This window comes from Winogradskyella tangerina (genome assembly GCF_003260205.1).
GTDB lineage: Bacteria > Bacteroidota > Bacteroidia > Flavobacteriales > Flavobacteriaceae > Winogradskyella > Winogradskyella tangerina.
Map to the genome: position 1 here is coordinate 149,321 of NZ_QERF01000003.1, position 13,678 is coordinate 162,998.

The following is a 13,678-nucleotide window of genomic DNA, read 5'->3' on the forward strand; positions in this document are numbered from 1 at the left end:
ATAATAATCAGGTAATAAAAACGGTCCTTGTGCTAAATAATTTGTCTATTTGCTATACGCTCATTTAGATTTCGCTTAACAAAAACTTCTAGTTTTCCACCAACAGTATAATCTATAATTTCTATTCCCTTTTCATCAAAAGTTTGCTTTGCAATTTCATATTGTACTTCGCTGTGCTCTAGATTTGGCGTTCCCCAAATTTGATTTTTAAAATAGTCTTTAGAGAAATGATTCATATCCTCACCTTCAAATTTTTTGTAAGTCTGATTTTTACCTTCAAATTTATAGCTGTGATCGATACCTACAATTGAAACTTTTTGTGGATTCAAATAATTAGCGATTTGAAGACAAGGGTAAGACACGGTTACACCATTAGCAATTGTCTTTTTTATATCATCAGAAAAATCATCCTTGCTATGAAAATTTAATACAAATACATTTTTCCGCTTTTTAATGCCCAGATATATCGCACGAGGTGGGACAAACAAAATGGTGTCCGTGGTATTAAAGAACTCTTTGTTTTGCCATAAAACACTGCCATTAACACAAACTATTATATCTGGCCTCCAGGCTGTTTTATCGTAAATTAAGTTAATCTTATTCATCCCAATACTAATGTGGTCGGAAAAGGCTTCAAAATCTGTTTGGTTAAGACTTGGCCCATTACCAACAATAAGCACTGGTTTATTTAACATATTATCTAATAAACTCCACTGATTGCGCTTTTTAAGAAAAGAAAAAATTACTTTATCAACAATATCCCTAATCGGTTTACTCTTCTTTACAAGTTTATCAAACAACTTCATTCTTTAACTTTATATATTATTACTAATAAGGGAATAAATATTAGTGTCGGGGTAAAAGTATAATAACTAGGTACCGATTCCAAACAACCAAATAAAAAAAAGGTGACAAAAATAATCATCAAATTATTGTCTTTGTGTTTTAGCAAGACGGTCATTGTTTTATACAAAAAGAAGATCAATATGGTTAATCCAAAAATCCCATAATCATAGAGCACCTGAAGAAACACATTGTGGGTTGTGCTTAGGGATTTTTCATACTGAGAGATCATTTCTTTAAACGAATTTAAACCGTGGCCAAATAAAAACCGAAAATCTTCAAATGAACTCGTAATTGCTAACTCCCATATTTTAGGTCGCTTAAAGAAGTTTTCTTCAAGCTCGCCTGGCCTTTTAAAACCAATAAAAATATCTGTATTATAAAAAATGTAAACAGCAAAAATTGCAGATACCGCAATTATTGCCCAGTAACGCGTAATGAAATAGACAATGGTTTTAATCCCCATTCCGACCACAAAGCCTAACAATATCGAAATGATCAGTGGTGATCTAGAATCTAGAACCACTAGAAGATATAGATTCCAAACATATAGTATGGTTAAAAAATACTTAAGCTGAAGTTTATTTGTATTCTTAATTAAATACAAGGTCAGCAATGATGTAATACCTATCTGTACGGAATTCACAGTAAGACCACTAGCCATAGGAAAGTTAACTCTATAGGCTACGATATTAAAAAGCCCTAGCGTTGTATTGATCCCTGTTCTTAAATGTGAATATTCTATCTCATACCAAATGAAATTGATCAAATTATACACCGTAAGGCTGTAAACCAGATATTTAATGGCATCAAATTTTGATAAATTCTTAAACTTGTTTTTAACAAAGAAATACCACAATAAATAAGAGAAAAGTATACCTACAATTTGCAAAGTTACCTGTGAAAAAATAAGAGTATGTGCCAGCATAAATACAAGCACAAGAATGGGCAACACGTCTTCTTTTTTTAGTCTAATCTTCCAGTTGTTAAACCATAAAATATGAGTAATTAGGACTAGAAACAATATAGAAGTTGCTATGATCTTACTGCTATCTTCGAGATAGGATATCAGTCTTAAAAAGAAAACATAGAAAATATCCATTACTTTTTGAGATGAATTAAACTGGTAATAGACACGAGTAACGGAATAATTACTAAAATTGAGATTATTGAAAAGAACCAAATCCAATAATTTTCTACTATCAATCCAGAAAGCACTACAGCGATTAAAATGAAATAGCCCAGAATAATGAAGTTTTTAAAGTTCCTTATTTCCTTATTCATATAAAAGAAGTAAAAAATTGGATTTATAATAAAATACAATAATACTAATATAATCATACAAATGAATTGGGTTTCTAGATAGGCAAAATCTGGCGCAATCAAAAGCAATATTTTTTCTGAAAAGACAATTAGAATAAGTCCAAGTAAAAACACAAAATACAGGATAGGAATGGTTAATTTTTTATAAACTTTTAAAAAGGTCTTTCTGTTTAAAACCATATCCTTATGCAATACTATTTCATTTTGAAATGCTCCAATAATAGAATTGGAAATCAGCATAAATACATTTATAAAGATGATGAGTAGATGCGTCTCTGCCACCATTTTATCACCGTAATAGAAGTCGCCAAATTGTCTTGATAGATAAAGTACAAATACTGTAATTCCCTTTAATAACGTAAACTTATTAAGAAACCAAAACCTTGAAATACTAAAATTAAATTTTTTGAAAGAGAAGAAGTTAACGTTAAGGTGTTTTCTAAAATGAATCAGCGCATAAATAATAGTGAGCAACCCGCAGATACTTACAGCTAACGCTAAAGAAAAAATAGGGTCATTGAAGAATCGCATAAATGCAACACTCAAGAAAATAAACCCAAATGTAAAGAACACATCTTCAATAATTATTGATGCTTTAATTGTATTATTTACTCTCGAAAAATCCGCAAATAACCGAATTGCAGAGAACGCAAAAGCCACAACATTTACGGCAATAACAATCCCAATTTCATCGAAAATAAAAAAGCTTATAACTAGCAATAATAAATGAGAAACAAAAAGATGCGAGATAATCCTATCAATAACATCTTTATTCTCATTGGTTCTAAGATGAATATCTCTCACTTCAGAGAAGTAGGTAATATGCATGCTATCAACACCAAAGAATGATAAAAATCTTGCTGTTGTATAAAAAATGGAAAAGCTGGCTACATCAGAAACAGAAAAAGTATTTATTATATACAAATTGAAGAGAAAAAAGCACCCTTTTGCCAAAGCTTTCATTGACAAATTCTTTATCCCTTTATTGTTATAAAGTGATTTTGTTAACTTTTTAACTCTACTAATCTTCATTCCTTCCGTTTAAATATCAATAAAACAGACACCACAATAATAATGGAAATTCCCATTTGTCTAAATTGTATGTTTTCAAAAAATGAGTTCACTATAATAGCTACCACATATAAGGTGAGTACCTTATCTGCAGCATTTACGCCTAAGAATACAAACCATCCATATAATAAAATTATAGATAGAAGACCGATAATTCCGCCTATGTAATACTCTTGTAAAAAAAAATTATGTGCATTAATTCTGGAACCCAAAAGATTTCTTTCATTTTTTGACAACCCTCTTGCGTACGATGTTTGGTCCGAACCTACTTCTAATTGTGGAGATTTTAAATCAAAAAAATTATTCTCATCACAATGATTGTACTTATAATCCGCACTTACAAACCCAATTAAGGCAATATTTCTGGATTTTGTAGCTTTAGTAGTAATGGATAGTCTGTAGTAATCATCGTTTTCCTTTATAAGTTCATGATTTATTATGCCTTGGCCAATATGTGGAAAGGTATTGGAATTGACATCAAAAACCACCATCTGAGAATTAATCTCACCTAATCTAATGACCACATTGGCCTTATTTGGTTTTACGCTTACCGAAAACGCGTATGTTTCATCAATTTTAAGGTCGTCTAGTATTTGAAAAACGGTGTGAGATTTACAACCGTTATTCTTTGAAAAAACGCGAAATGAATTGTCCTTGTTGCTTTCTATAGAGGCTCCATTTTTCTTCCATATTAAGCTCTCTAATTGATCGGTATTGATGAGAAGGTTTTTCGCAAAGTCAACCCCGTCGTTTGAGGTAATACTTTCTTCCACTATCTGGGTGACCGTTTTTTTACCTCCACAGTAACCATATCCAAGTAATGGCACCTCGTCGATCTTATTTAATAGTGCTGAATAAATTATCTTTCTCGGATTGTATTGGTTGGCTTTGTGTTCTTCTTCATTGCCTTTTAGATTATCCATAACGAATACAACATCTTCCGTTATATCTATATTTTTATATTTAAAACTATTATACAATACCAACGAAGTAATACCTATAACTACGACTGCCATTAAGCTCGAAAGTAAAATTTTCTTTTTCTTGTAAAGGGTGAAAATAAGGTATAATAGGTAGGCAAAAACAATAGCTATATTAGGTAAGGAAATTGGAAAAATTACAGCTATCAGAAAAAAGAGTGTGAGAAAAATGTTAAGTGTATTGAATTTTTCGTCAATCAATTTCTTGGTCGTAAAAAACAAAGCCAATAATATAATCAACGAAAAGTACGGTTTATGATAGTTGGAGTCTAATACGTCTATAGTTGGTTTCAAAAAATTCATTATATCCGAATAGAACAAGAACTGCTTTTGGGATACCACCTCCAATTGACCACTATAGACTTCTTTTATAACGATGTAAGCAAACCTTAAAACATATAAGACGGCTCCAACTATATAAACGTTTTTAAAGGTGTTTGCTTCTTTTTTGGTTATATAAGAGGGTGCAAACAATAATAAAACAGAAGGAATATATAATGGTGCTACCTTTTCTAGCCAATAAGTAATCGAACACTCAAAACTACTCTGAAACAGAGGTATGAGTGTAAGAAGAAATATCAGAATTACAAAGTAAGCTTTCTTTGGGTTAGTTTTTGAAAAGGTCTTAAGATCAAACGGAAGTGATACAAAAAACAGAATCGTAATGATATTTATTATTGCAAAGTCTAATATGGGGAATAAGGCCAATGCATAAAATAAATATCTATTAAGTCGTCTCATGTATCATTTTAGAGCGCCATTACAGAGATTTTAAAACATTCTTTATGGCACAAATTCCTTGTTTTTCAATATTCTCATAGGTTCTAGATGCAATATGCGGCGTAATTATGATTTTTTCATTTCCTAAAAAAGGGTGATTATCAATCATAGGCTCTTTTTCGAGCACATCGGCTAAATAATAACCTAGGTTATTCTCTTTTAAGGCCTTTATTATTTCAGCATTATCGACGAGCTTGCCTCTAGAGGTGTTAACTAATATTTTACTGCTATTTGAACTTTGTTTGAGTAATTGATAGTTAACAATTCCTTCCGTATGTCTATTGAGTGGTAAATGTAATGAAATGATGTCTGATTTTTCAAAAAGTTCTTCAGCATCTGCACATATCTCATAATCTGGATTTACCTCATCCTTATAAAATAAATCCAAAACATTAACTTTCATTCCTAATGCGGCACATTTTTCCGCTGTAGCTCTTCCAATATTACCAAATCCCCAGATACCTATACTCTTACCGTTTAACTCGTTGCCTACTAGCCTTTTCCATTGACCATCTTGTACTAAATTGTGTTGCGGAATCAGGTTTTTACTTGCAAGGAATAATAAGGCAACAACATGTTCTGCAACAGTATTAACGTTAATCCCTGGACAATTACAAACCGTAATATTTAGGTCTTTTGCAGCCTCGAGATCTACAGAATCTAGACCTACTCCATATTTAGAAAGCACCTTGAGACCTCTTTTCTTGTACTCGGTTAATACCTTCTCAGTGTACTCATCATCTCCACAAATAATAGCATCAAAATTGTGGTTAAGAGCTAGTAATTGGTCCTCGGTTAGTGGTCCTCTTTCTTTCACAACATCCCAATTCTGATCTTTTAAAAAACTCTGATGGTTTCCACTAGAGTCCTGAAACGATGTGCTTGTGAGTAAAACTTTCATTATAAATATTTTTGTATTTCTTTTTCTAGCTCAGTAAACGTCTTAAATCTAATCCCATTAAAATCTTTAAAAACTTCCATGTTTTCGTGATGCTCTCTTAAGGCAAAGTGTATATTAGAGAAATCAGCGGCATCATAATCTGTAGTAGCATCTCCAAGAAATAAGGTTTCATGGCGTTTCAAATTGTTTTCCTTAATGATGTATTCTGTCCAGTATCTTTTGTTTTTTGGGGAGCCACAAAGAGCTTTAAAATGGTTTTCAATACCTCTTTTTTCAACAATTTGCTCTATTTCTACAGTGGGTGTTCCTGTAATGATCCAAAAATTAAGTCGTGTTGAGTATTTATCTAAAAAATTGCTACAGCCAACAACTTCTTCGGCATTAATTACTTTTTCTAATACTAATTTTGAAAACGTCTGTGCTAGATCGTTCAATTGATCTTGAGAAATATCCTGATTTAAAAATTGTTTATGGTAAATCTTAAACTTTTCATATCTCGAAACACCGCCATTATGGATATGGTGGTCTACTACCTTATCGGCAATTTTTTCTCCATACGGAAGGTACATTTCTCTAAATGCCTCCGTCTTTACATCCACCGATTCGGCAATTACACCATCAAAGTCAAAAAAAATATTCTTAAAAATTGTACTGTCTTTTAAACTCATCAAAATCCGTTTTAGTAGCAAAGGCAATTATATTTCCCCAATCATCAGTTTCAATCTCTTCAATATCTGTAGATAGTTTTTTCCAATCGTGCTGTATGCCATATTCTTTAATGGGGTGCCATATCGAGTATACTAAAAAATAGCCTTGTTCTATTAAGAAATTACCCATGTCTTTAACTGTATAGTCTAAAAGCACTGTTTTTTTGTCTTCGAATTCGCACATGATTACTCGCGGTTTAAATTTGGAAAAATCAAACCCTTCAAGCACCATTAAGTCGTACCCTTCAACATCAATTTTTAAAAAGTCAATAGCACTAATATTATTATCTATTACAAAGTCCTTCAGTGTAATAGTATCTACCTCATAAGAAGGAACTTGACTATTATTAAACTTTAACAGGCTGGGAATTCCTTTTGAAGAAGTACTCGTATAAAACGTTTTGGTTTCTTTAATATTTGAAACTGCATTCTTATGCAGACTAGCTTTTAAATTCCATTTTTTTAGGTATTTGGAAATTCCTTGGTAATTGTTCTCGTCTGGTTCAAAGGCAAAAACTTTCCAATTTTTTAATAAAAATGGCATAAATGAAAATCCATTTAAGGAACCAACATCAAACATTACGCCATCTTTATAATCGAGAAAGTCATTTATTAGTAAGATTTCATCAAAATGCTTTTTCAGCTTTTGCCTAAAGAAAAAAAACATTCTCGGTGGCAAAACTTCTTTTATTAACTTCTTCATCATATTAATTTAAGATGAGGTCAATTTGCGGAATTATTTTTGAAATTGGGTAATTATTATTAAAAATATTATCTAAGACTTTTTTCTTCTCTTGTCCGGGAGCGATTAAAACGATTTTCTTTGCATTTAATAACAATGGATAGGTCATAGTTATGCGCTCTGTTTTTAGCTGCGGAACATGGTTTAAAACAACTAAATCGCTCATGTTGAGTAAGGCTTTCGTATCCGGGAAAAGGGATGCCGTATGCCCATCTAGACCCATACCAAGAATAACAAGATCTAATTGAGGCATACCATTGGCAAACGAAATATTGGTCTTAATGATTTCTTCATATTTTGAAGCACATTCGTGATAATTTAAATTTTCTACGACCATCGAAAAACTCTTGGATGCAACTTTATCAAACAAAAGCTTTCTGATATTGCCATAATTACTTTCAGAATGATTAACGCTTACGCAACGTTCGTCAACAGAGAAGAATTTGATTTTATCCCAGTTTATATCTAGAGTACTTAGCTTTTTATAAATCGGAAGCGGCGAATTTCCGCCAGAGAGTGCAACAGATATTTCACCTTTTTCTAAAATAAGATCTGCTATAAGGTCTTTTATAAGGTCTGATGATTTATCTACAAAATCCTTGTCATCAAGGGTGATAATTTTTATCGAATCATTCTTCATTACTGTGAACAGATCTTATGCATTCAAGCAGTCCTTGCCCCATATCTATGTGAGGGTTGGCTATGAGTTTTTTACTGACTGATGGCTCAAATGAATAAGGCGTGAATTTATAATGATTTGTATATCCACTATTATTATAAACGATATCGACCTTATCATTCATTATCTCATTTATCATATTGAAAAGGTCAGAACGCTTCATGCGCTCAGTTCCTGTTAATATAACATGGAGATTGTTGAATTCATCAGATTCTATGACATCAACAGATAGCTTGGCGGCATCTGAGGCATGAATATATTCACGTAACTCCTCGCCAGATCCTGAGTGTTCTATTTTTTTGTTTAAAACTGCCTCTTTAACCAAATTATACACGTAATTGTTGTCGTATGGTCTTTCTGAATAAACAGATCCATACCTTAAAATTACGAAAGGAAGGTTGTATCTTTTGTGGTACTCCTCGATAATTTTTTCTGAAGCAAGTTTACTTATACCGTAATAGGATCCTTTATTACTCATGGCGTAAGCACTACTGGCATATACGAAATTTGCAACGCCTTTTTTTATGCACTCTTCGAGGATGTACATGTTGCCCATTACATTAAGCTCTATGGTCTTAATAGGAAACTTAATGGCATTATCTAAATTAGCAAAGCCTGCTAAATTATATACAACATCAAAATCTGATTGGCTAAATACATTGGTCACATCCTCTTTACTTAGAATGTCGCATTTAATAAAATCTGCATAACCTTCAAATTCATTGTTCTCGGAAATATCTGCAACCGTTACTTTATAATTCCTCTTCAACAATTCTTCAACTAAGTAATGGCCCAAAAAACCATGACCTCCAAAGACTAAAACCTGCTTCATTTTTTTTGGCTTAATTTACTTTTTAATGATTTCATTTCATCTCTTGCCTTATCGCCAAGAAAGAAAAAGTCCAAGCTAAATGCCAAAAAAGAGTATCCCTTATCTACTTTTTCTATGATCTTAGCATGATTTGAGTCGATAACGTGGAAGCCAAGTGGTTTGTTTTTTTCTAAGGTAATTTTATCTATTCTGTTCAAAACCTCTTTAACGTCATCATCATCAAACATTCCTGGTTTACTCATCGATGCTGAAAGATCGTATGGACCAACAATTATTCCGTCTACACCTTCCACATCGAGTATTTCTCTTAGATTATTTACCGCATCAATATGCTCAACCTGAACAATAACTATAGACTCTTCTTGGACCCACTGCTTGTAAGACTCAAAACTAACGCCATAATGCTGCGCTCTAGATAGTCCAACACCTCTTTTTCCAATTGGCGGGTACTTTACATAGGATACAGCCTCCCGAGCCTCTTCGGCGTTTTTTACCATGGGTACAATAATGCCGTTTGCACCGGCATCCATAACTCTTTTGATGATGACCTCATCATTTTTACTTACACGCACCAAAGCCTCCATATGGTTACCTTGGATATGGCCAATTAAATTCTGAACTGTCTCTATATTAATGGCTGAATGTTCAATATCTATGGTCAACCACTCAAATCCTGATGTACCTAAGATTTCAACAACTCCTTGATGCGGAATAGTTAGCCAAGAGCCTATACTGAGTTCATTATTGCGAAGCTTAGACTTTAATGGACTTTTATTGTGTTCAAAATTTTTCATTCAGTGGACTCCTTTCTTAATGTTTTATACAATGTTTCGGCGATTAAAAAATCTTGTGGGTCATCAATATCTATGGCTTCTAATTTGTCTATTTCGAACATTTTTGGCTTCTTTCCAATACGTTTTAGACCACTTTCCATAAAAGATTCTTTAGTAAAAATAAAGAAATTGGAGTTTTCTTCAAATAAAGGTGGTAAGTCTTGTGTTCTTATGAGTTTTTGGGGATTATGGTTAAACGCTTTTCCATTTTCGTCATAGAGCCTAGTTTGAATCTTTGTAACCGAAAATATAGAATCGTAGTTGTCTTTAAAGTCTGGCTCTAAAAATAGGGCTATTGCATTGTCTATTGAAGCTGTGGTAAGTAAAGGATTTGTACTGTGGGTCTGAAGGTAGATATCAGATTCAAATCTTAATACATCATTTTCAATGACTTTATTCATTGACACTAAATCCCCTTGTATTTCAATGGGCCTATCGTGGATAACTATTTTATCGCCATAGGATTCTAAGGCGTCTTTTTTAATCTTTTCACTATCCGTATTTATAACTACTGCTGAAATGTATTTAGAATCTAAAAGAGTGTCTAAAACTCTGTGATAAAGAGGTTTACCGCTGAAATCTTTTAAATTTTTATTCGGAACTCTTTCCGAGTTGCCTTTCATGGGTAGAAGTGCCGTGACTTTGATCATATATGGAATCTAAAATTTTACATTTAAATCGTCCCACAGCTTTTTTCTGACATAAAGTCTAGGGTTGTGTTGATTATCAACCCTAATCGTTTTTATTTTATAGGTTGTAGAGTCTAATAACGAGAATTTACTGAAGCCAAAATATTCACTTAATTGCTCTGGACCAATATTAACGCTACTCTGACCGTATTCAAAATTGATTGATATTATTTCTACCTCTTTAGGTTCTTTTCTACCAAGAGAAATAATCATTTTGTTCGAAATATTACTAGGCCCAAAATTACCTATTATTTGATCAGTCGTTGAGGTAGGAGACACTTTTTCTACTAAATGAATATTTTTGGTTTGAAATTCATCAACGCTGATTTCATTCATCATAAAAGTAAACTCGTCTTTTTTGTTTGTTTTAAACTTCATAGTAAGCTTAAGCTCTTTTTCATTCGGCTCAGCTTGCTGTTGATTGTTTGTAACTTCTGCCTTAGAGGATTTATTTTCCTTGGTATTATTACAAGCAATAATAGTCATTAACATTGCGCAAAATAGCAGTCTCTTCATATAAAAATAGTTAGACGATCATTCCAGCGGCTACAGTTTCGTTTGTGGTGTCGTCAATTAAAATGATGCTTCCCGTTGTTCGATTTTCTCTGTATTCGTCAATCATTAAAGGCTTAGTTGTTCTAATTTTTACTTTAGAAATGTCATTCATGTGAAGCGTTTTATCTTCCTTGTTACGCTCTAAAGTCTCTATATCGATCTTATAAACAATTTCCTTAATCATTGCCTTTTGATCATTACTTGTATGCCTTATACTATACTTAGTTCTTGGGCGCGATGGACTATTATTTAGCCAACATAGCATCACCTCAATATCTTGTGTTGCTTTTGGCTTATTGTTAGATCTTACAATCATATCGCCTCTACTGATGTCTATATCATCTTCGAGTGTAATTGAAACAGACATTGGAGCAAAAGCTTCCTTCAGCTCTCCTGAATAATTATCGATAGATTTAATTTTGCTGGTAAATCCAGAAGGCATTACTGTAATTTCATCCCCAGGTCTAAATATACCACCTTCAACACGTCCGGCATAGCCTCTGTAGTCTCTATTTTCATCGTCACTTTGAGGCCTAATTACCGTTTGAACCGGAAATCTTGCATCTACTTTATTGATATCACTACTAATATGCATGGTCTCGAGCGTATGAAGCAACGGTGCACCTTGATACCAATCCATATTTTCTGATCGATTAACAACGTTATCTCCCAATAATGCACTAATAGGAATAAATCGAACATCCTTTACCAGCATTTTAGAGGAGAACTCTTCAAACTGATTAATAACATTATTATACGCATCTTCAGAGAAATCTACCAGATCCATTTTATTAACGCAAACAATAACATGTGGAATTTGAAGAAGCGATGCAATAAAAGAATGGCGCTTTGTTTGTTCTATTACACCATGTCTTGCATCTACTAAGATAATGGCAGCATTGGCTGTTGAAGCTCCGGTTACCATATTTCTAGTATACTGAATATGACCAGGTGTGTCGGCAATGATGAATTTACGCTTAGGTGTTGTAAAATACCTGTAGGCCACATCTATGGTTATACCTTGCTCTCTCTCATCTCGTAATCCGTCAGTAAAGAGTGCTAAATCAACGCCTTCATGACCTTTCTTTTTACTAGTGTTTTCAATGGCTTCAAGCTGATCTTCAAAAATAGATTTTGAGTCGTATAACAAACGCCCAATTAATGTACTTTTTCCGTCATCAACACTTCCTGCTGTTGTAAATCGTAATAATTGATTATTATCTATCATTATGGTTAATTTCTTTAAAAATATCCTTGTCTTTTTCTATCTTCCATAGCTGATTCAGAGCGTTTATCATCGCTTCTGTTTCCGCGTTCTGTTTGTCGCATCCCTGAAACTTCATTTGCAATTTTTTCAAGCGTGTCTGCGTCAGATTCTATGCCTCCTGTGATGGTAATATCACCAAGGGTTCTAAAACGTACTTTTTTAGTAACAATCTCTTCGTGTTCCTCTAATATCAAGAATTCTGAATTTGGTATCCAGCTGTTCTGTCTCCAAACAACTTCTCTTTCGTGAGCAAAATAAAGAGAAGGAATAGCGATATTTTCGCGTTGAATGTAATTCCACACGTCCATTTCTGTCCAGTTACTAATTGGGAAAGCTCTAAAATGCTCTCCTTCAAAGTGTTTACCATTAAAGATATTCCACAGTTCCGGTCTTTGATTTTTAGGGTCCCATTGTCCGAAGTCATCCCTGTGCGAAAAGAAGCGTTCTTTTGCTCTGGCTTTTTCCTCGTCACGTCTACCACCACCAATAGCACAATCTATCTTATTAGTTTCTATGGCATCGAGCAGTGTTGTAATTTGAAGAGCATTACGTGTGGCATTTTTCCCTTTTTCTTCCGCAACTCTACCCTGATCTATAGATTCTTGAACAGAACCTACGATAAGTTGTACACCAAGCTCTTTAATTATATCATCTCTAAATTTGATGGTTTCAGGAAAATTATGTCCTGTATCTACGTGCATTAAAGGAAATGGAATCTTAGCGGGGGCGAAAGCTTTTTTAGCTAAATGCGTTACCAAAATTGAGTCTTTTCCACCAGAAAATAAGATTACTGGATTATCAAACTGCGCCCATACTTCGCGTAAAACAAATATGGCTTCGCTTTCTAACTCGTCTAGATAATTTAAATAATATTTACTCATAATTGAGTTTTAGTTTTGGTTTTATATAGTCAATAATTCTAGCAACAGCATCTTCAACAGATTCTGTTTCGGTCTTTATTTCAATGTTAGGGTTTTCGGGTGCTTCGTAAGGCGCAGAGATCCCTGTCATGTTCTTTATTTCACCTGCTCTTGCCTTTTTATACAAACCCTTTACATCCCTGCGTTCACATTCTTCTATACTCGTATTTACATAGATCTCAACAAAGTTAAAATCTTTAACGATAGTTCTTATATTATCCCTGTCTTTTTTATAGGGCGAAACAAATGCTGCTAAAACCACCAAGCCAGCATCAATCATTAGGTTAGAGACTTCTGCAATTCGTCTTATATTCTCCGTTCTGTCTTGGGGAGAAAATGAAAGATCATTGTTAATTCCCTTTCGGATATTATCACCATCTAATGAATAAGTTTTAATGCCAAGCTTAAACAATTCCTGTTCTACTACATTGGCAATCGTAGACTTACCAGAACCAGATAAACCCGTAAACCATAATAGAAATGAATTGTGATTATTGGCCGTTATTCTGTCTTTTTTTGAAACCTGATAACTATGGGGTATAACATGTTTTGCCAT

15 protein-coding genes are annotated in these 13,678 nt (G+C 33.3%); all 15 read right to left on the reverse strand.

All coding sequences use genetic code 11. The annotated features are described in order from the left end of the window. Positions 1-32 precede the first annotated feature (32 nt). From DDY94_RS06170 to cysC, 15 genes are read right to left on the reverse strand one after another with little or no spacing between them, the layout of a single operon-like run. Entirely contained in the window at positions 33-806 is a 774-nt protein-coding gene (locus DDY94_RS06170; protein WP_111683183.1) for a 6-hydroxymethylpterin diphosphokinase MptE-like protein, read from the reverse strand. Continuing rightward, positions 803-1,945 carry an O-antigen ligase family protein gene (locus tag DDY94_RS06175; protein WP_111683184.1) on the reverse strand — a complete coding sequence of 381 codons (1,143 nt, stop codon included), beginning with the start codon at positions 1,943-1,945 and terminating at the stop codon, positions 803-805. Before DDY94_RS06175 ends, DDY94_RS06170 begins: the two co-directional genes overlap by 4 nt. Next, positions 1,945-3,198: a hypothetical protein gene (locus DDY94_RS06180; RefSeq protein WP_111683185.1), complete on the reverse strand. Its 1,254-nt coding sequence runs from the start codon at positions 3,196-3,198 to the stop codon at positions 1,945-1,947. The genes DDY94_RS06175 and DDY94_RS06180 overlap by 1 nt, the downstream gene beginning before the upstream one ends. Beyond that, complete coding sequence (locus DDY94_RS06185; protein ID WP_111683186.1) at positions 3,195-4,958, reverse strand: phage head spike fiber domain-containing protein; 1,764 nt, start codon at positions 4,956-4,958, stop codon at positions 3,195-3,197. Before DDY94_RS06185 ends, DDY94_RS06180 begins: the two co-directional genes overlap by 4 nt. 19 nt (positions 4,959-4,977) lie before the next feature. Further along, positions 4,978-5,898: an NAD(P)-dependent oxidoreductase gene (locus DDY94_RS06190; RefSeq protein ID WP_111683187.1), complete on the reverse strand. Its 921-nt coding sequence runs from the start codon at positions 5,896-5,898 to the stop codon at positions 4,978-4,980. Next, the gene (locus tag DDY94_RS06195) at positions 5,898-6,566 is read right to left on the reverse strand and encodes an HAD family hydrolase (protein WP_111683188.1); all 669 of its coding nucleotides are present in this window, start codon (positions 6,564-6,566) and stop codon (positions 5,898-5,900) included. Before DDY94_RS06195 ends, DDY94_RS06190 begins: the two co-directional genes overlap by 1 nt. Further along, positions 6,538-7,308 carry an FkbM family methyltransferase gene (locus DDY94_RS06200; RefSeq protein ID WP_157957263.1) on the reverse strand — a complete coding sequence of 257 codons (771 nt, stop codon included), beginning with the start codon at positions 7,306-7,308 and terminating at the stop codon, positions 6,538-6,540. The genes DDY94_RS06195 and DDY94_RS06200 overlap by 29 nt, the downstream gene beginning before the upstream one ends. Positions 7,309-7,312: 4 nt before the next feature. After that, the gene (gene pgl / locus DDY94_RS06205) at positions 7,313-7,987 is read right to left on the reverse strand and encodes a 6-phosphogluconolactonase (protein WP_111683190.1); all 675 of its coding nucleotides are present in this window, start codon (positions 7,985-7,987) and stop codon (positions 7,313-7,315) included. Continuing rightward, positions 7,977-8,858 (reverse strand): NAD-dependent epimerase/dehydratase family protein, encoded by an 882-nt coding sequence (locus DDY94_RS06210; RefSeq protein ID WP_111683191.1) that lies wholly within the window; start codon positions 8,856-8,858, stop codon positions 7,977-7,979. The genes pgl and DDY94_RS06210 overlap by 11 nt, the downstream gene beginning before the upstream one ends. Beyond that, positions 8,855-9,652 carry an HpcH/HpaI aldolase family protein gene (locus DDY94_RS06215; protein ID WP_111683192.1) on the reverse strand — a complete coding sequence of 266 codons (798 nt, stop codon included), beginning with the start codon at positions 9,650-9,652 and terminating at the stop codon, positions 8,855-8,857. The genes DDY94_RS06210 and DDY94_RS06215 overlap by 4 nt, the downstream gene beginning before the upstream one ends. Further along, positions 9,649-10,341 carry an acylneuraminate cytidylyltransferase family protein gene (locus DDY94_RS06220; protein ID WP_198658922.1) on the reverse strand — a complete coding sequence of 231 codons (693 nt, stop codon included), beginning with the start codon at positions 10,339-10,341 and terminating at the stop codon, positions 9,649-9,651. The genes DDY94_RS06215 and DDY94_RS06220 overlap by 4 nt, the downstream gene beginning before the upstream one ends. A 9-nt stretch (positions 10,342-10,350) precedes the next feature. Further along, positions 10,351-10,896: a hypothetical protein gene (locus DDY94_RS06225; protein WP_157957264.1), complete on the reverse strand. Its 546-nt coding sequence runs from the start codon at positions 10,894-10,896 to the stop codon at positions 10,351-10,353. A gap of 10 nt (positions 10,897-10,906) precedes the next feature. Beyond that, the gene (locus DDY94_RS06230) at positions 10,907-12,163 is read right to left on the reverse strand and encodes a sulfate adenylyltransferase subunit 1 (RefSeq protein WP_111683194.1); all 1,257 of its coding nucleotides are present in this window, start codon (positions 12,161-12,163) and stop codon (positions 10,907-10,909) included. A 14-nt stretch (positions 12,164-12,177) separates the two neighbouring features. After that, positions 12,178-13,083 carry a sulfate adenylyltransferase subunit CysD gene (cysD, locus tag DDY94_RS06235; RefSeq protein ID WP_111683195.1) on the reverse strand — a complete coding sequence of 302 codons (906 nt, stop codon included), beginning with the start codon at positions 13,081-13,083 and terminating at the stop codon, positions 12,178-12,180. Continuing rightward, positions 13,076-13,678, reverse strand: a complete 603-nt coding sequence (gene cysC / locus DDY94_RS06240; RefSeq protein ID WP_111683196.1) for an adenylyl-sulfate kinase — start codon at positions 13,676-13,678, stop codon at positions 13,076-13,078. Before cysC ends, cysD begins: the two co-directional genes overlap by 8 nt.